This window comes from Brevundimonas sp. SPF441 (genome assembly GCF_009661015.1).
GTDB classification, from domain to species: Bacteria; Pseudomonadota; Alphaproteobacteria; order Caulobacterales; family Caulobacteraceae; genus Brevundimonas; species Brevundimonas vesicularis.
The window spans coordinates 1-18,380 of sequence record NZ_WJWX01000023.1; the positions used below are offsets into that span (position 1 = coordinate 1).

16 protein-coding genes are annotated in these 18,380 nt (G+C 69.5%); 7 read left to right on the plus strand and 9 right to left on the minus strand.

All coding sequences use genetic code 11. The annotated features are described in order from the left end of the window. The 5 genes from GGC30_RS12495 to accD form a co-directional block, all read left to right on the plus strand. Positions 1-578, plus strand: a 578-nt coding sequence (locus GGC30_RS12495) for a phosphoribosylanthranilate isomerase (protein ID WP_153924681.1), incomplete at its 5' end; no start/stop codon positions are given. An 89-nt stretch (positions 579-667) separates the two neighbouring features. Then, positions 668-1,870 carry a tryptophan synthase subunit beta gene (gene trpB / locus GGC30_RS12500; RefSeq protein ID WP_153924874.1) on the plus strand — a complete coding sequence of 401 codons (1,203 nt, stop codon included), beginning with the start codon at positions 668-670 and terminating at the stop codon, positions 1,868-1,870. After that, entirely contained in the window at positions 1,867-2,346 is a 480-nt protein-coding gene (locus tag GGC30_RS12505) for a hypothetical protein (RefSeq protein WP_370451983.1), read from the plus strand. Before trpB ends, GGC30_RS12505 begins: the two co-directional genes overlap by 4 nt. Further along, a complete protein-coding gene (gene trpA, locus GGC30_RS12510) occupies positions 2,343-3,185 on the plus strand; it encodes a tryptophan synthase subunit alpha (RefSeq protein WP_153924684.1) in 843 nt (280 codons plus the stop codon). The genes GGC30_RS12505 and trpA overlap by 4 nt, the downstream gene beginning before the upstream one ends. Positions 3,186-3,195: 10 nt before the next feature. Continuing rightward, the gene (gene accD / locus GGC30_RS12515; RefSeq protein ID WP_153924688.1) at positions 3,196-4,086 is read left to right on the plus strand and encodes an acetyl-CoA carboxylase, carboxyltransferase subunit beta; all 891 of its coding nucleotides are present in this window, start codon (positions 3,196-3,198) and stop codon (positions 4,084-4,086) included. Here the strand turns inward: accD and GGC30_RS12520 are convergent. Continuing rightward, positions 4,041-4,484, minus strand: coding sequence for a DoxX family protein (locus GGC30_RS12520; RefSeq protein ID WP_153924691.1), 444 nt, complete (start codon positions 4,482-4,484; stop codon positions 4,041-4,043). The genes accD and GGC30_RS12520 overlap by 46 nt on opposite strands. 36 nt (positions 4,485-4,520) lie before the next feature. On the opposite strand from GGC30_RS12520, the gene GGC30_RS12525 reads away from it, so the two are divergent. Further along, positions 4,521-5,807: a folylpolyglutamate synthase/dihydrofolate synthase family protein gene (locus GGC30_RS12525; protein ID WP_153924693.1), complete on the plus strand. Its 1,287-nt coding sequence runs from the start codon at positions 4,521-4,523 to the stop codon at positions 5,805-5,807. On the opposite strand, the gene GGC30_RS12530 is transcribed toward GGC30_RS12525, so the two are convergent. From GGC30_RS12530 to GGC30_RS12565, 8 genes are all read right to left on the minus strand, one after another. Beyond that, on the minus strand, positions 5,804-5,989 hold the full coding sequence (locus GGC30_RS12530) for a hypothetical protein (protein ID WP_066552684.1): 186 nt from the start codon (positions 5,987-5,989) through the stop codon (positions 5,804-5,806). The genes GGC30_RS12525 and GGC30_RS12530 overlap by 4 nt on opposite strands. A gap of 72 nt (positions 5,990-6,061) precedes the next feature. Then, positions 6,062-6,391, minus strand: a complete 330-nt coding sequence (gene trxA, locus GGC30_RS12535) for a thioredoxin (RefSeq protein ID WP_017506226.1) — start codon at positions 6,389-6,391, stop codon at positions 6,062-6,064. Between the two features lie 116 nt (positions 6,392-6,507). Further along, positions 6,508-9,945: a double-strand break repair helicase AddA gene (addA, locus tag GGC30_RS12540; protein WP_153924697.1), complete on the minus strand. Its 3,438-nt coding sequence runs from the start codon at positions 9,943-9,945 to the stop codon at positions 6,508-6,510. Next, positions 9,942-12,992, minus strand: coding sequence for a double-strand break repair protein AddB (addB, locus tag GGC30_RS12545; protein WP_370451984.1), 3,051 nt, complete (start codon positions 12,990-12,992; stop codon positions 9,942-9,944). Before addB ends, addA begins: the two co-directional genes overlap by 4 nt. Further along, positions 12,989-13,708 carry an N-acetylmuramate alpha-1-phosphate uridylyltransferase MurU gene (murU, locus tag GGC30_RS12550; RefSeq protein ID WP_194943596.1) on the minus strand — a complete coding sequence of 240 codons (720 nt, stop codon included), beginning with the start codon at positions 13,706-13,708 and terminating at the stop codon, positions 12,989-12,991. Before murU ends, addB begins: the two co-directional genes overlap by 4 nt. After that, positions 13,705-14,796 (minus strand): N-acetylmuramate/N-acetylglucosamine kinase AmgK, encoded by a 1,092-nt coding sequence (amgK, locus tag GGC30_RS12555; protein ID WP_153924700.1) that lies wholly within the window; start codon positions 14,794-14,796, stop codon positions 13,705-13,707. The genes murU and amgK overlap by 4 nt, the downstream gene beginning before the upstream one ends. After that, the gene (gene tsaE / locus GGC30_RS12560; protein WP_153924709.1) at positions 14,789-15,247 is read right to left on the minus strand and encodes a tRNA (adenosine(37)-N6)-threonylcarbamoyltransferase complex ATPase subunit type 1 TsaE; all 459 of its coding nucleotides are present in this window, start codon (positions 15,245-15,247) and stop codon (positions 14,789-14,791) included. Before tsaE ends, amgK begins: the two co-directional genes overlap by 8 nt. Further along, on the minus strand, positions 15,244-16,098 hold the full coding sequence (locus GGC30_RS12565) for a GNAT family N-acetyltransferase (RefSeq protein WP_153924712.1): 855 nt from the start codon (positions 16,096-16,098) through the stop codon (positions 15,244-15,246). The genes tsaE and GGC30_RS12565 overlap by 4 nt, the downstream gene beginning before the upstream one ends. Positions 16,099-16,213: 115 nt before the next feature. Here GGC30_RS12565 and GGC30_RS12570 point away from each other — a divergent pair, with 115 nt between their 5' ends. Next, complete coding sequence (locus GGC30_RS12570; protein ID WP_153924715.1) at positions 16,214-18,316, plus strand: S9 family peptidase; 2,103 nt, start codon at positions 16,214-16,216, stop codon at positions 18,314-18,316. Positions 18,317-18,380: the final 64 nt, after the last annotated feature.

Sequence of the window (18,380 nt, forward strand, 5' to 3'; positions counted from 1 at the left end):
CCCGCGCCCGCTCGAACAGGGCGGTGGTGTTTCCCAAAAGCCCGCGCCATCTGGATCCCGAAGCCGCCACCGCCCTGTTCGAGCGGGCGCGGGGGCGGGCGAAGATCGTGGCGGTGACGGTCGATCCCGACGACGCCCTGCTGCAACAGATCGCCCGGACGCTGAGGCCCGACTTCATCCAGTTGCATGGGTCTGAGGCGCCGGGACGGGCCGAGCGCGTGCGGGCCTTGACCGGCGCTGGGGTGATCAAGGCCCTGCCCATCCGGCAGGCAGACGACTTCGCCGCCGCCGATGTCTGGAGTAATGAGGTCGATCATCTTATGTTCGACGCCAAGCCGCCGGAGGGGTCGGCGCTGCCCGGCGGGGTGGGGCACAGTTTCGACTGGACCCTGCTGGCGGACCGGGAGTTTCGCCATCCGTGGTTCCTGGCGGGCGGTCTCAACCCGGACAATGTGGCCGAGGCGCTGAGGATTACGGCTGCGCCCATGGTCGATGTGTCCTCTGGCGTGGAAAGCGCGCCGGGTGTTAAGGACGCCGACCGGATCGCGACCTTCATCCAAAACGCGCGCCGGTCGTAATTGCGACGCCTCTCCGCGTGAAAGTTGAAACTGTGAACGCCCAAACTCCCATCGTGGCCCCCATCCAAGCCGCCGATTCCGCCCAGCCGCTGTCGAACGCCTACGCCTGGCCGGATGCGCAGGGTCGCTTCGGTCCGTATGGCGGTCAGTTTGTGGCCGAGACCTTGATGCCGCTGATCCACGAGCTGGACGCGGCCTATAAGGCGGCCAAGGCGGACCCCAGCTTCCAGGCCGAGCTGGACAGCTTTCTGACCCACTATGTCGGTCGCGAAAGCCCGCTGTATTTCGCCGAGCGCCTGACCGAACATTTCGGCGGCGCCAACATCTGGCTGAAGCGCGAGGACCTGAACCACACGGGCGCGCACAAGATCAACAACTGCATGGGCCAGATCCTGCTGGCCCGCCGCATGGGCAAGACGCGCATCATCGCCGAGACCGGCGCGGGGCAGCACGGTGTGGCCTCGGCGACCGTGTCGGCGCGCTTTGGCCTGCCCTGCACCGTCTATATGGGCGCAGTGGACGTGGAGCGGCAGCAGCCGAACGTGTTCCGCATGCGTCTGTTGGGTTCGGAAGTCTTCTCGGTCACGGCCGGCGCCGCGACCCTGAAGGACGCGATGAACGAGGCGATGCGCGACTGGGTCACCAACGTCTCGGACACCTATTACATCATCGGCACGGCGGCGGGTCCGCACCCCTATCCGGCCATGGTGCGCGATTTCCAGTCGGTGATCGGCAAGGAGATCAAGAGCCAGTCGATGGCCCGGATGGGCAAGCTGCCCGAAGCGGTGGTCGCCTGCATCGGCGGTGGCTCGAACGCCATCGGCGCCTTCCACCCCTTCATCGAGGACGAGGGCGTGCGCCTGATCGGCGTCGAAGCGGCCGGCCATGGGCTGGATACCCCGGATCACGCGGCCTCGCTGAAGGGCGGGCGGTCGGGCGTGCTGCATGGCAACCGGACCTATTTGCTTCAGGACGAGGACGGCAACATCGTCGAGGGCCACTCGATCTCGGCCGGGCTGGACTATCCCGGCATCGGGCCGGAACACGCCTGGCTGCACGATATCGGCCGGGCCGAATACCGCTCGGCGACCGACAATGAGGCGCTGGAAGCCTTCCAGCTGTGCTCGAAGCTGGAAGGCATCATTCCGGCGCTGGAGCCCGCCCACGCCCTGGCGCGGACGGGCGAAGTGGCGCGCGAAGTCGGCAAGGGCGGCGATGTCGTCCTGCTGATGTCGGGGCGCGGCGACAAGGACATCTTCCAGGTCGCCAAACATCTGGGAGTGAACCTGTGATCCGTACTCTTCTTGCGGCGACCGCCGTCCTGAGCCTGTCCGCCGCCGTTGTGCAGGCCCAGACGCCTAGCCCGACGCCTGCCCCCTCTGCGCCGCAAGGCGGTCCGGCCGACGTCGGCCTGCTGCCGGGCGCGGAGCTGTCGCCCGATTGCGGAGGGCTGAACAATCTGACGGGGCGGGCCTGGTGCGTGACCGCACAGCTGGGCCAGATCGGCGCCCTGGCCGACGCCTATATCGCCGATCTGGAAACCAAGAATTGGCTGGCCGCCGGCGGCGACGACAACCGCGTCGTCTTCATCAAGCGCCGCGAGGCCGGCGGCTGCGACGGCATGCAGATGGTCGCCTTCTACGACACCACCAAGACCGCCGTCGCCGAACTGCCCGGCTATCTGGGCTTCGCCACCATTCCGGGCGACGTGTGCGCGGCTGCTGCGGCCGCGACACCGCCTGCCGCCGCCGGATCGCCGCAACAATGACCACCGCCCGTATCGATGCGCGCTTCAAGGCGCTGAAGGCCGAGGGCCGTGCGGCCTTTATTCCCTATGTCATGGGCGGCGATCCGTCGCGCGAAGAGGCGCTGGCGATCCTGAACGGCCTGCCGGCTGCGGGCGCGGACATCATCGAACTGGGCTTTCCGTTCAGCGATCCGATGGCCGAGGGGCCTCCGATCCAGCGAGCGGCGATCCGGGGCATGGCGGCGGGTTTCGGCCTGCGCTCGACCATGGATTTGGCCAGGGAATTCCGTAAGGGCGACGACGCCACACCCATCGTGCTGATGGGGTACCTAAACCCGATCGAGAGCCTGGGCTATGACGCCTTCGCCGCCTATGCCGCCGACTGCGGCATCGACGGGCTGATCGTGGTGGACTGTCCGCCGGAAGAGGCCGGGCCGCTGATCGAGGCGCTGGATAAGGTGTCGATTTCGCTGATCCGACTGGCGACGCCGACCTCGGATGACGACCGGCTGAAGATCGTGGTCCAAGGCACCTCGGGCTTCGTCTATTATGTCGCCGTCGCGGGCGTGACGGGCGTCAAGGAAGCGAACGCGGATGTGGTGGCGCCGGCCGTAGAGCGGGTGCGCAAGGCCTCGGGCCTGCCGGTCGCGGTCGGCTTCGGGGTCAAGACGCCGGAACGGGCCGCCGAGATCGCGCGCGTCGCCGATGCGGTGGTCGTGGGCTCGGCCCTGGTGGACGAGGTGGCGGCGGCGCTGGAGGCGAACGAACCCGTCGCGGCGCGCGTTTTGGCCCGGGTGAAGGCGCTGGGCGATGCGGTTCGATCCGTCGCCGCTAGTGCTTCCGTGGCGGAAACCGTCTAAGAGCGCGCGGATGAACGACAAGACCAAGCCTCAGGAAAAGCGCGGCGGCTGGCTGAGCCGCTTTGCGCCCGGCGTCCGCAAGATCGTGTCGCGCCGCGACACCCCGGACAATCTCTGGGTCAAGGATCCCGACAGCGGCGAGATGCTGTATCGCTCGGACCTGGAGGCCGCCCTTTGGGTGACGCCGTCGGGCCGGCATATGCGCATCGATGCGCCGACCCGCCTGAAGGCCACCTTCGACGGCGGCGTCTTCCAGTCCATCGACACGCCGGACGTGCCGGAAGATCCGCTGAAATTCTCGGACGGCAAATCCTACAAGGATCGCCTGAATGCGGCGCGCAAGGCGGCGGGCCGCAAGGACACCATGGCCATCGGCTATGGTTCGGTCGGCGGTCAGGACGCGGTCGTGATCGTCCAGGACTTCACCTTCATGGGCGGGTCGCTGGGCATGGCGGCGGGCGAGGCCTTCATCAAGGCGGCGCGCGAGGCGGTGAGCCGCAAGGTTCCGCTGGTCTGTTTCACCGCCGCCGGCGGCGCGCGGATGCAGGAGGGCGCCCTGTCGCTGATGCAGATGGCGCGCACCACCCTGGCAATCGAGGAGCTGAAAGACGCCAGACTGCCTTACGCCGTGGTCCTGACGGACCCGACAACGGGCGGGGTGACGGCCTCCTACGCCATGCTGGGCGATGTGCATCTGGCCGAACCCGGCGCCCTGATCGGCTTCGCCGGACCGCGCGTGATTGAGGCGACCATCCGCGAGAAGCTGCCGCCCGGCTTCCAGCGCGCCGAATATCTGCAGGAAAAGGGCATGGTGGACCGGGTCGTGACCCGCGCTGACCTGCCGCGCACCCTGGGTCAGATCCTGTCCATGCTGATTGACGGCGCCCGCGCCGCCGCCTGAGACCGCCTGAAGGGCCAGTCGATCGCGGTCGAGGCCCACAGGCACCACCACACGATGACCGGCTGAAACAGCAGGCGCGGGCCGTGATAGGCCCAGCCTAATCCTGCGCCCGAGGTCATGAAGTTCACGGCATGCTGGATGTTGGCCGGGTAGACGCAGACGGCGTAGGCGGCCAGCGCCCAGCCCGCCGCAACCCGCAGGCGCGAGATCATCAGACCCGCCGCGCCCAGCAGTTCGGCGATCCCCGTCAGCGCCACGACCAGGGCCGGCTGCGGAACCCACGCCGGCGTGATCCGCACGAAGGGGCCGGGGACCATCACATGCAGCACGCCCGCGCCCAGGAAGACGGCCGCGAGGACGAGGCGCGCCGCGGTTCTGATCTGCGGCCTGGAAGTCATGTCGCGGTTCTCGAAATCAGGGGGTAAAGGAGGCGGATGGATCCCGTCTCCGAACGACTACGCGCGCGCCACCCCCAGCGGATCGACCTTTCGCTGGAAAGAATGCGCGTGCTGTGCGCGGCCCTTGGCGATCCGCAGCACAAGCTTCCGCCGGTGATCCATGTGGCGGGCACCAACGGCAAGGGTTCGACCGTGGCCCTGATCCGCGCCATCGCCGAGGCGGCGGGATTGAAGGTGCACGCCTACACCTCGCCCCATCTGGTGCGGTTCAATGAACGGATCCGGCTGGCTGGAACGCTGATCGAGGACGACCATCTGAACGCGATCCTGGACCGGATCGAGGCGGTCATGGCCGAGACGGACAGCGAGGCCACGGTGTTCGAAAGCACGACCGCCGCCGCCTTCCTGGCCATGTCCGAGACGCCCGCCGACCTGGCCATCATCGAAGTGGGTCTGGGCGGGGTGCTGGACGCGACAAATGTGATCGATCGGCCGCTGCTTAGCGTCATCGCCCCGGTCGACTACGACCATGCGGAGTTCCTTGGCACGGATCTGGCCGCCATCGCCTCGGAAAAGGCGGGTGTGCTGAAGGCAGGCGCGCCGGCCGTGATCGCGCGACAGAAGGAAGAGGCGATGGCGGCCATCGAACGGCGCGCCGCCGACGTCCATGCACGGCTGACCGTGCTGGGAGTCGACTTCGACGCCTGGGCCGAGCGGGGCGGCCTGGCGTTCCAGACGGCCGAACTGTTCATGGACCTGCCGGCGCCGGCTCTGGCAGGCGCGCATCAGATCGACAATGCGGCCCTGGCCGTGGCGGCGGCGGTCGAACTGGACCTGCCCGAGGCTGCGATCGCCGAGGGGCTGAAGCGTGTGCGCTGGCCCGCTCGGCTGCAAAGGATTTCGGCGGGGCCATACGGCGCTGCGGCCAAGGCGGCGGAGGCGGAGCTGTGGCTGGACGGGGGGCATAATCCCCATGCGGCGCGGGCGCTGGCGGCGTTTCTGGCCGAGCGGCAGGCGCGGGCGCCGCGTCCCCTGGCCCTGATCTGCGGCATGTTGAACAACAAGGATGCGGGCGGTTTCTTCGCCGCGCTGAAGGAGAGCCAGGCCACCGTCTTCACCGTCGGCTTCGACGGGGCGGCGGCCGAGCCGACGGCCCTGGCGGCCGTGGCCCGCGGGCATGGGCTGGCGGCGACCCCGGCGGGATCGGTTTCTGAGGCGCTGGATTTGGCGCTGCGCCTGGGCGCAGGCCGGGTCGCCATCTGCGGATCACTGTATCTGGCCGGCGAGGTCTTGGGCGCCAGCGAGGAAACCTGGCCGGTCTAGCGCGTCATCCAGGGCTTGGACTTGCCGGCGGCGATGCGGGCGGCCTGTTCGCGCTGGAAGCGACCGCCGCGCGGCGGCTTGGCGCGCGCATCCAGCCTGGCGTTCTTCAGGCGCAGGGCCTTCTGGACCGGGGTCTCGCCGGGAATGTCGTCAGCAGGGTTCGGGGTGTCTTCGTCGCTCATGGCGCCATCCTAGCATGAAAAACGCCCGCCGGTCGGACCGGCGGGCGCTTGATCTGACAGGGTCGAAAGGGCTCAGGCCTTGACGCCGGCCTCGGCCAGCCATTCGACGATCTTGCCCTTGGGCATGGCGCCGACCTTCATCGAAGCCATCTGACCGTCCTTGAATAGCATCAGGGTCGGAATGCCCTTCACGCCCAGCTTGGACGGGGTCATGGGGCTGTCGTCGATGTTGATTTTGGCCACGGTGACCTGACCGCCCAGTTCGTCGGCGATCTGTTCCAGCGCCGGGCCGATCTGTTTGCAGGGGCCGCACCATTCGGCCCAGAAGTCGACCAGGACAGGAGTCGAGGATTTCAGGACGTCGGCGTCGAAGCTTTCGTCGGTGACTTTAACTGTCGCCATAAATGGCTCCTTGGGCGCTATCGCTCGGCGCGCGGCGCCTCGCTACTTGAGCGCAGGTTGATGTTGGCCGGAGCGTCCGGGTTCGGTCGCAGATGTGGGAGCGAATCGCGGGCAATTCAACTGCCCGCGAGCGCCGCCGCCAGCAGGGTTTCGGGAATGGGCATCAGCTTGGGCCCGTCAGTCCAGACCAAGGCGGCCTCGACCGGGCGATCGGGATAGAGGCGCTTCAGCACGGCGACATAGACGGCGGCCTGCAACACATAGGCGGGATCGACCGCCTCGATGGCGTCTGGCGCAGGGCGGTTGGTCTTGTAATCGACGACCAGAACCTTCTCGGGCGTGACCACCAGCCGATCGATGCGGCCGTTGATGGCGACGCCGGGCGGCAGGTCGGGCGCGGACCCCGTCAGGGCGACCTCGGCGCGGGAGCCGGGACCGAAGACGGGGGCGAAGCGGGCATCGTCCAGGACAGAGAAGGCGGCGGCTATCATCTCGGCGCGCTGGGCCTCGTCCAGATCGGTCTCGCGCGCCAGAAGGCGCCAGGCGGCGTCGGGGCGGTCGGCGGGCGCGATCTCGGGCAGGCGTTCCAGCAGCCGGTGGATCAGGTCGCCGCGACGGAACCGGCCCAAAAACGCGCCTTGGGCCGCCCCGCCCGCCTCGGTCCTGGCCAGGGGCGAGGGGGCGGGAATGCGGATCGCGCCGCCCTCCATCCGCGACGGCGAGGCGAAGCGAGCGGCGGCGTCGGCCGGCGGCGGCGAGGCGGCCCAGACGGGCAGGGCGGCGACAGACCGCGCTTCATCGGCGGCGACCGGGCGACGCTCAGGATCGACGCCATAGCGGCGGACGCCGTTCTCGACTTCGCGCACCTGATCGCCCAGGCGGTCGAAGGTTTCCTCAAGGATCGACCACCAGCTGCCGGCCTCGGCCCCCCGGCTTGAGGCGCGACCCATGACGATGACGCGGTCGCGCGCGCGGGTCAGGGCGACATAGAGCAGGCGCAGGGTCTCGTCGTCGGTGCGGGCCTGGCGCGCGGCGCGGGCGTCGGCCGAGGCCGGGCAGTCGTCCTTCGCCGAGCCCGGCGCCATCAGCCAAGCCTCGCCCTCGCCCTCCGGCGTGACCGCAGGCATCAGGGACGGACCTTGCGCCTTCGCCTTCATGGTGGTGTCGGGCAGGATGACGATGGGCGCCTCCAGACCCTTGGCGCCGTGGACGGTCATGACGCGGACCTCGCCGCGCGCGCCTTCCAGTTCGCGCTTCACCTCGACGTCGGCGGCCTCCAACTGGGCCAGGCAGGTCTCCAGATCGACCGCGCCTCGGTTCTCGGCCGCCAGCACCTGGTTCAGGGTCTCGTCGATGGCTTCTTCCGCCTCGCGCCCCAGTCGGGCCAGGATGCGGGCGCGGCCGGACCGGCCCGTCTCGTCCACGCGGTTCAGGGCCTGAGAGAAGAAGGCGAAGGGATCGCCGCCGCGCGCGCCGATGGCGGCCTGCACCGCATCGCGCGCGCGAGCCCATTCGGGGCGTTCGTGCGCCCGGTCGCGCAGGTCGCGCCACAGCTGGCCGGCCTTGCGGTTCTCGCGCCCAGCCAGCGCGTAGAGGCCGTCCTCGTCCACATCGCACAGCGGGCTGCGCAGCACCTCGGCCAGGGACAGGTCGTCGTCGGGGAAGAGGGCGAAACGCGCCAGCGAGATCAGGTCGTCGAAGACGATATGGCTGGACAGTTTCAGCCGGTCTGCCCCGGCGACGGGTACGCCTTCGGTCTTCAGCGCCCGGATGATCTCCTCGAAGGTGGCGTCGCGACGTCGGACCAGGATGATGTAGTCGCCGTAGCCAGCCGGGCGCAGGTCGCGGGTGCTGCGATCGAAGACGGCGACGCCGCTTTCGACCTGGCGGCGGATCTCGCGGGCCAGGTCGCGGGCCAGGCGCTTGCGGGCGCTGCCGGCGCTTTCCTGATCGACCGGATCGTCCCAGGCGTCGGTCTCGGGCCCGGGCTCGTCCAGGAACAGGGGCCAAAGGTCGATTGCGCCGTGCTGGCCGAGCCGCGCAGGGAGGTGTCGGGCGATGTCGCCCTGGGGGCCGGTCAGGGCGCGGGTGCGGTCGGGATCGGCGAAGACGGCGTCGACGAAGGCCAGCACCTCTTCGGTCGAGCGATAGGAGGTGTTCAGTTCCGGCCCGGCGAAGGGCTCGCCGGCGCCCTCGGCCAACGCGAGGAAGGCGCCGCGTTCCTGGCGCAGCCGTTCGGGTCGCGCGCCCTGGAAAGAGTAGATCGACTGTTTCTCGTCGCCGACGGCGAAGACGGTGCGGCCGGACTTTTCTCCGGAGTAGAACTCGCCGGTCAGGGCGCGGACGATGGCCCATTGTTCGGGGGCGGTGTCCTGGGCCTCGTCGATCAGGACGTGATCGACGCCGCCGTCCAGCTTGTACAGCACCCAGGCGGCGGCCCCGCTTTGGGTCAGCAGGGCGGCGGCGCGCGCGACCAAGTCGGGAAAATCCAACGCCCCACGCTGGGCCTTGGCGGCTTCGTAGAAGGCGGCGTGGGCGCGGGCCAGGGTCAGGACCTTGACCGTATCGTCGGCGACCTTGGCCTTGCGCAGAGCCTCGCGCGTGGCGAGGAACTTGGTCTGAAGGTCCAGCAGCCAGCCGACCGCGCCTTGCGGCGCCGACTTTGTGCCCATGCTCTTTCGCGGTTCGCCCGCCAGGGTGCAGAAGACCCCGGCCAGGGCCGCGAACCCGGCATGGGGCGGGGCGGCGATGCTCATGGCGTCGGCGATCTTCTTGTCGTTGGCCGAGCCGGTTTCCATGGCCTCGGCCATGCGGTTCCACTCGCCGGGATCGATGAAGGCGACGAAATCGCGCTCCAAATCCTCCGGGCTGCGGTCGCGTTCGGCGCCGGTCAAGGACCAGGGATCGGGCGCGGTCCCTGCCTCGGCACGGTCGATATAGTCCAGCAGATCGGCGCGCTTGGCCTCGATCATCGACAGCAGGGCCTGAAACCTCTGCCAGTCCAGCTCGACGGCGAAGTGGCTGTAGGCCAAGCCGATGGGGCCTTCCGGATCGGCGACGGCGGCGCGGGCCAGGTCCTCGCGCGCGGCATGGCTGAGGGCGGTCGCGGCCTGATCTTCCAGCACGGTGAAGCGGGGCGAAACCCCGGCCTCCAGCGGGAACCGCCGCAGCAGCTTCTCGCAGAAGGCGTGGATGGTCTGAATCTTCAGCCCGCCGGGCGTCTCCAGCGCGCGGGCGAACAGCTTGCGGGCGCGCGACAGGGCCGCGTGATCCATCGCCTGCGGGTCGCCGTCGTCCAGCCGGGCCAGTTCGCGCGACAGGGCGGCGTCGTCCAGCACGGCCCAGCCGCCCAACTGGTCGAACAGCCGGGCCTGCATCTCGGCGGCGGCGGCCTTGGTGTAGGTGACGCACAGGATGGCGCCGGGATCGACCTGATCCAGCAGCAGCCGCGCCACCCGGTTGACCAGGGTGGTTGTCTTGCCCGAACCGGCGTTGGCGGTGACGAAGACGGTCAGGCGCGGGTCGGCGGCGACGATCTGAGGGGCGATGCTCATTCTTCGTCCCCATCGCCGATCACAGACCATTCCCAGACGCGGGCCAGATGATCGTAGTTGCCGCCCTGGTTGCCCATGAACTGAGGCGCGGCCCAGGAGACGTAAGGCGTGTTCTCGTCGTCGAAGCGCGCGACGCGGCGCATCAGCCCGTCCAGCGCCGCCTGCGCCAGGTCGGCGGCCTCAGAGCCCGAGGCGCGGGTGACGACTTCGCCCGCCGTTTTTCGCCCGACCACGCGGACATAGGTCAGTTCGTCAGGCGTGACCGGGCCGTTGGTGTCCTTGAACCCGCCGTCGGCCAGGATGGCGGCGGTCAGTGTCAGCTGCGGGGCGAAGCCGGACTTGACCTGTTTGGCGGACGGCGCCGCTCCGGTCTTGAAGTCCATGACCGCCGCCCCGTCCGACGCCAGCTCGATCCGGTCGGCGAAGGCCTTGACGGTGAAGGGCCCGGCCGGGGCGTCGAAGGTCATCGTCCCCTGCTGTTCCACCAGGATATCGACGCCGCGCGCCCGACGCCGGCGCTCGAACTCGGTCAGCCAACGGGCGCAGTTGCGGGCCAGCGGCGCCTCACGCGCCATGGCCGCATCCTCGAACCCGCGCGCGCCCAGTTCGCGCAGCAGATGGTCGTGCAGGATGGCCTCGCAATCGTCGGGCAGGTCATTGGGCCAGTCCAGCGTCAGCCGTTCGATGGCGGCATGGACGGCGTTGCCGCGTGCCAGGGCTTCGGCAGACGCGCCGGGCCGCTCCATCGCCTCCAGCCCCAGCACCCACAGGGCGTAGATGGCGTAAGGGTCGCGCACCCAGCGTTCGATGCGGGTGACATACAGGCTGCGCGGACGGCGATGCACGGGCGGGCGCGGCTCTGGGCGTTTGGCGAACTGCGGCGGGCCGGGCGGCGGCGCATCCAGGGCGCGGGTCCAGTCCAGCACGGTTGTGGGACGCGGCAACGCCACGCCGGCCCCGCGCGTCAGCATCTCCAGCCGCCACAGCCAGCGCGAACGCACGGCCGGCTGGCCGCCGCGCCGTTCGCTGTGGACCAGGATCACCTCTTCGGCGCAGGCGGCCTGGACGAAGTCCTGGGCCGTCTGGCCCAGGCGGCGTTCGGGCGGGGGCAGGCCTAGGGCCTTGCGCATCGGGCGCGACAGGAAGGGATCGGTCGGGGCTGCCTGGGGCCAGACGCCTTCCTCCAGCCCGGCCAGGATCATCCGGTCTGCCCTGATCAGACGCGCCTCAATGGCGCCGAGAATGCGCAGCGACGGATGGGTCGCGCCGCCGTTGCGCACGACGTTTTCCTTGACCAAGGATGTCACCAGTTCGGCAAGTTCCGCGCGACGGATCCGGCCCAGCGACGCCCCGCCCTCGATCAGGCCGGACAGAAGGGCGGCGGCGGCCTCGCCGTCGGGACCCGCCCAGGCGTTCTGGCCGGCCAGGGTTTCGATCAGCCGGGTCAGGGCCGAGGCGGCGACGTTCAAATCCGCGTCGGGGGTGAAGACGGCGGTCGCGGCCTCGACGGCGGCCTGAAGCTGATCGACCAGGCGGGTCGCGGCCGACAGCCGGACCTGTTTCCATTCCGGCGGCGCCTTGCCGCGCCGGTCGGGCTGCACCGCCTCAAGCAGGCGGCGGTGGACGGCGGCGAAGTCGCGCGGGCGGGGACCGCGCAGGGCGTGTTCCTCCAGCGCGGCGACGGCTGCCGCTTGAGAGGCCTCGCCCAAGTCGAACCCGGCCAGAGGATGTTTGACGACGGCGAGCAGCAGATGGGGCTGGACCGGATCGGCGATCCAGCGGGCGCACAGATCGACCAGGGCGCCGGCGGGCAGGCGCGACAGGGGCGCGCCTGCCGAGGAATCCGCGGTGACGCCCCAGCGTTCCAGCCGGGCGGAGACACGGCGACCCAGGGCCTGATCCGGGGTGACCAGGGCGCAGGTTCTGCCGGGCGTTTCCAGCGTCTCGCGCATCATCAAGGCGATGGCGGCGGCGGCCTCTTCCTCGGCGCGCACGCTCAGCAGCGACAGGCCCTGCAGCCCTTCGGCGATGGGGTCGCGCGCCTCGCCGCGCGCGGCGGCGGCCGAGCGGATGTCGCGGATCGCGCGGCGCCAGTCATCGGTGGCCTCGGCGGGGCACAGGGCCTCGTTGACCAGCCGCTGGCGGGCCAGACCGCGCGCCTCGACGGCCGGAGAGACGGTAGGGCGGAACCACGGGCGGACGGTCTCGCGCGCGATCTCACAGCGGTCCAGCAGCCGCTTCATCGCGCTTTGCGGATGCTGTTCGTCCAGCCGGTCCCAGACGCCGGCGTCCAGATCCAGGTCGAGGCCAGGCAGGACGACGCAGCCCAGCGGCGCCCTCGCCACGGCCTTCAGCACGTCGCCGGCGGCGGGGACGGTGCCGGTCGAGCCGGCGGCGATGACGGGCTGACGCGGCGGTTCGCGGTCCCACAGGTCGGCGAGGCGGCGCAGCAGGGTCGCGCGACGCCAGGCCGGATCGACCAAACCCAGTTCGGCCAGGCGTTTGGGCCAGGCGGTGACGGCGAGACCCAGAAACTCGGCTGACCGTTCCCAGTGTTCGGCCATTTCGCCGTCGACCAATGTGGCGATCCGCTCGGGGTTCTGAATCTCTTCCAGTTGGCAGGAATCGAGGAAGCCGCCCAGCGCGTCGGCTAGGTCCAATGCACGCATCGGGCTTAAGGACGCATCGAACTGTTCGACGATCATCCGCGCCATCTCGAACCGGCGCGTCAGGGCGGGGATGGCGGGCGGCAGGTCCAGGCCCAAGGCGCCGGGCGTAAATGGCGGCTCGTCCTCCTCCAGATCGCCCAGCGGCCGCACCTGAGGCAGCAGGATGGGGCGACCCTGCGACAGCTTGGACAGGGCGCCGGTGAAGGCGCGCGCCGCCCGGCGGTTGGGCAACAGGATAGTGGCGTCCGACAGGGTTTCGGGCGGCAGATCGCCCAGCCAGGCCAGGACGCCGGCGGCCAGGTCTTCAAGGAACGGCCGGTGCGCGGGGATTGCGTACCAGCGCGGCGTGTCGCCGAGGAAGGGATCGAACAGGCTCACGCCTCTCCCGCCAGTTTGACCTCGGCTTCATCCCGCGCCTGCGGGTCGCCGACGTGCATCCAATCGCCGTCCAGGACGCAGCCGAACAGACGTCCTTTAGCGGCGGAGTTGCGCCAAAGGGGGCTGAGGGAGAAGGGGCCGTCGGGGCCGTGATCGGCATAGCCGGGGCGGGTGATGTGGACGCCCATATAGGCGAACGGCGCGGAAGGGGCGTCGCCCCGGAAGGTTAGCTTTCCGTCGTCGGCCATGAAGAAATCGCCGTCGCCCTCAAAGCCGATGGAGCCTTCGCGGCGGGCCAGCAGCAGGACGGCGTCCATCGTCTCGGGGTTCCACAGGCGGATCAGATCAGTGAGGGCGTCGCCTCGGTCGATCCAGACGCTGTCGATATTGGCCACGAAGACCGGATCCTCGCCCAGCAGGGAATGGGCCTTCTTAAGGCCGCCGCCGGTCTCCAGCAGTTCGGCGCGTTCGTCGGAGATGACGATCTGCGGGCCGCGTCCGCGCGCCGCCAGATGCGCTTCCAGCCGGTCGGCGAACCAGTGGACATTCACCACCGCCTTTTCGACGCCGGCGTCCGCCAGACCGTCCAGCACATGGTCGATCAGGGCGCGACCCTGGACCTCCACCAGCGCCTTGGGTCGGTCGTCGGTCAGGGGGCGCATGCGCGTGCCCAGGCCGGCGGCCAGCACCATTGCGGTCTTTGGAGCACGGGTCATGCGCGCACCTCGGCAGGAACGTGACGATCAAACCAGCGGGCGACGGGCGCCAGGGCCGTCTGGTCCAGATTGGCGTTCAGATGCCGCCACATGCGCGGCAGGAACTGGCGGTATCGGGGTTTGCCGTCGCGCGCGATCAGGCGGGCGAAGATGCCGATGATCCGCGCCTCGTTCAGGGCGGCGAGGCCGGCGTAGTCGGCCATGAAGGCGGCGCGGTCGATGCCGGGCCGCAGCGCGAAATAGCGGTCCAGCGCCTCGGCCTCCAACGCCGGCGAGACGTCGCGGCGAGCGTCCTGAAGCAGGGAGTGCAGGTCCCACGACGGGTGGGCGCGCACCGCGTCCTGGAAGTCGATCATGCCGACGCGAGCGGCGCCGTCGCGCTGGGGCAGCCAGATCAGGTTTTCCGCATGATAATCGCGGTGGGCCATGACCGACGCCCCGGCCGCGCCCGAGGCGACGATCGGCGCCCAGGCCGCGCGCCAGTCGGCGATGGCGGCGGCGTCAAAGCGGACCCGATCGTCGAGCTTCGGCAACCATTCGACGAACAGATCGGCCCCGCCCTGAAGCGCCGTCTCGTCATAGGTCAGCAGGGGCCAATCGCCGCCGGGACCGTGCAGGGTTTCGGGCGGAGCGCCTGCGTCATGCAGAACGGCCAGGGCCTCGATGGCGGCCAGATAAAGCGGCGTCTCGTCGGCGCCGCTCTCGATCACGCGGGCGAACAGGTCGTCGCCGAAATCCTCCAGCACGGCTAGGCCGTTGGCGGCGTCCAGCGACGGGATTTCGGGGGCGGACAGGCCCAGAGCCTTCAGATGGGCGGCGACGGCGGCGAAGGCCTCGATCCGGCCGGCGGACAGGCGGGCGACGGCGTTCCAGCCGGCGGCGTGACGCTGCTCGGGCGTCCAGCGCGGATCGCACGGCTGGCTTTCGGCGGCGGGCGCCTGATCCATCAGCATCAGGGTCGGACCGGTCGTCGGCGTCAGCCGCTCATACCGCCGCGTCGAGGCGTCGCCGGGCAGGGGCGCGCGCACGGCGTCGGCCAGGCCGGCGGCCTTCAGGAAGTCGAGACGGAGGGTTTCGCGGTCAGACATGCAGTTCCTTCAGCCCCGTTTCCCATCGCCCTACGCCGGAAACGGTCGCAAGGCGGCCGTCGCCCTGTTCGGAGATTTCGATGATCAGCTGGTCCGCTCCTAGGAACCGGCCGGGATCGTCGCCCAGGCGCTCGGGCCATTCGATGACGACGCACCCCTCGTCCAGCGCCTCGTCTAGGCCGATCTCGAAGGCCTCTTCCGGTCGGGTCAGGCGATAGAGGTCGAAATGGGCGACCGGGGGGTCGCTTTCGTAGAATTGGACCAGGGTGAAGGTCGGGCTGGGCACGTCCTCGTCCGGCGTGGTCAGGGCGCGGATCAAGCCGCGCGCCAGGGTCGACTTGCCCATGCCCAGCGGCCCGTAGAGCAGCAGACTGTCGCCCGCCGCCAGCAGGTGGGCGATGGCTTGGCCCAGGGCGGTGGTGGCCTCGGCGTCGGGCAGAGCGATCTTCATGGAAACACCGCGTCAGGATCGGTGGCCAGGGTGCGCTCGGTGAAGGTCTTCAACGCCTCGGTGGCCTTGGCTGCGTCCACGTCCAGCCGATCGGCGGGAATGGGCAGACTGACATCGACGCCGAACGGCTTGCCTTCCTTGTTCAGCAACTCGTGGAACAGGGTCACGTCGCGCAACTCCTGCGAGACCTTGTCGAACAGGTGAAACAGGCGGCTGTAGGGGCCGGTGACGTGCATGGGCACGACGGGCGCATCGTATTTGCGCGCCATCGAGGCGGCGGTCGGGGCCCATTCGGGATCGGTCAGGACGCCGTTCTTCTCGCGCGCCAGACGACCGGCGGGGAACATGACGACGCAGCGTTCCGCTTCGAACGCCTCCCTGGCGGCGTTCAGTGTGGCGCGAGTCTTTTCGCGGGTGCGTTTGTCGTGGACCCATTCGACGGGGATGATGGTCTCGTCCAATCGCGGCGAGACACGGATGGCGTCGGCGTTGGCGAAGAAGATCATGTCTGTGCGCCGCTGTTTGAGCGCGTCGAATACGGCGACCCCGTCGGCGATGCCGGTGGGGTGGTTGCAGACGACGACGCAGCGGCCGGTCGCCGGCAGGCGCTCCAGATTCGTCGTCGTCACCTTCAGCCTCAGCAGGTCCGAGACGTAGTCGAAGGTCTCGGTTCCCGACAGGTCGCGGATGGCGTCGGCCATTCGCACCGCCGCCCCATAGCCCAGCACGCCGTAGAGCGCCGGCCGCACGACCGGCCACAGCGGCGAGGCGGTCAGGCGTGGCGCGCGTTCGGCGATCAGCACATCGACGATGTGGGGCTGACGGCGGGCGGGAAGGGTGGCGGCGGTCATGAAAGATCGCTTGTCGCCGGTTCGGTCGGAGGGGGCAAGATGCGCGGCGTCGTGGACGCTTGGCGATCGGACGGGCGGCCCCTATCACTGTCGAAAAGCTTTGGAGAATGAAGACATGACGCGTTCACGCTGGATGGCGGCGGTCGCCTTTGGAAGCCTGATCCTGGCCGCCGCGCCCAGCCTGGCGCAGCAGGCCTCGTCCGCGCCGGCCGCCGCCGCCGCCGCCGCCGCCCAGGCGCCCGCATCGCGCGGCTTGTCGCTGAAAGATCTGGCGATGATGGAGCGGGTCAGCGAGCCGCGCGTCTCGCCGGACGGCCGCCAGATCCTCTACGCCGTGCGCACCACCGACTGGGACGGCAACAAGGGCGTCAACAGCCTGTGGCTGGCCGACGTCGCCCCCGGTCAACATTCCGGCGAGCCGCGTAAGCGGGCGATTTCCGAAGGCGGCGTCTCGGGCGCGCGCTGGGCGCCGGACGGCGGAGCCATCTATTTCCTGTCGTCGCGGGGCGGATCGAACCAGGTCTGGCGCACGGATGCGGCCGGCGTGGCGGCGGCCCAGGTGACGACCCTGCCTTTCGACGTGTCGGGCTTCCGCATCGCGCCGGATGGCAGGTCGCTGATCCTCGCCGTCTCGGTCTTCGTCGATTGCGACACCCTGGCCTGCACCAAGACGCGGCTGGATGCCCGGGGCAAATCGACGATCCAGTCCTATGACCGTCTGCCGCTGCGCGACTTCGACCACTGGGTCGATACGCGCCGCACCCATCTGTTCGTCCAGCCGCTGAACGGGTCTGGCTTGAGTGGCGGCGAACCGCGCGACCTGTTGGCGGGTCTCGATGCCGATGTCTCGGCCGGCGATTCCAGCTTCGACATTTCGCCGGACGGCCGGACCCTTGTTTACGGCACGCAGACGCAAGGCGTGGGCGAAGCCTTCACCAGCAACAGCGACGTCTTCCGCGTGGCGCTAGATGGCGGGACGCCGGTCAATCTGACGGAAAGCAACAAGGGATCGGACGGCAATCCGGTCTTCTCTCCGAACGGTCGCCAACTGGCCTGGCTGTCGGCGCCGCGCGAGAATGTCGGCGGGGATCAGGCGGCGGTCTGGGTGGCTGAGGCGGACGGCTCCGGCGCCAAGAAACTGACCGACTGGGATCGCGGCGCGGGCGGCCTGCAATGGCGCACCGATGGCCGGTCGCTGCTGGTCTCGGCGGCGGACGAGGGCCAGAACCGGCTGTTCTCGGTCGACGCCCGCACCGGCCGGATCACGCCCCTGACCGGAAACGGCACGGTCGGCGCCTATGAGGAGAGGGCCGGTGTCCTGGCCTACGCCCACGAAAGCTTCGTCGCCCCGACCCAGATCTTTATTCAGACGCGCGGCGAACCCCGCCAGATCAGCCGCCAGAACGCCGAGGTGCTGGCGCAGATGGACCTGCCCAAGGGCGAGGCCTTCACCTTCGCCGGCTGGAACAATGAGCCGGTGCAGGGCTGGGTGTTCAAGCCGGCGGGCGCGGTCGAGGGCCGGCGCTACCCGGCGGTCTATCTGATCCACGGCGGGCCGAAATCGCCGTGGACCGAGAACTGGTCCTACCGCTGGAATCCGCAGGTCTACACGGCGGCGGGCTATGCGGTGGTGATGATCAACTTCCACGGCTCGCCCGGTTACGGCCAGGCCTTCACCGACGCGATCAACGATCATTGGGGCGACAGGCCGCTGGAGGACCTGGAGAAGGGCTGGGCGGCGGCGCTGTCGAACAACCCGTGGATCGACGGCGACCGGGCCTGTGCGCTGGGCGCCTCCTACGGCGGCTATATGGTCAATATGATCGCCGGAAAGTGGAACGGGCCGTGGCGCTGTCTGGTCAACCACGCCGGGGTGTTCGACGTGCCGCAGCTGATGAACGCCATGGATATCGGCAACTTCATCTGGGAATTCGGCGGTCCGAGCTGGGAGCGCAAGGCCGTCTATGACGCCTTCAACCCTGAGACCTACGCCGGCGACTGGAACAAGCCGATGCTGGTGCTGCATGGCTCCAAGGACTTCCGCGTGCCGATGGAGCAGGGGCTGGCGACCTTCTCGGCGCTTCAGCGTCAGGGCGTGCCCAGCCGCTTCGTCCATGTGCCGGACGAGAACCACTGGGTGCTGAAACCCCGCACCTGGGTCGACTGGCAGCAGGAAATCCTGGATTGGGTGGGTCGCTATACGGCGCCGGCGGGCTGAGCGACCCATTGACGCGCCTTGGCAGGGTGCTACGCCTCGCGGCCAGAAAGCTTCGCGAGGAAGA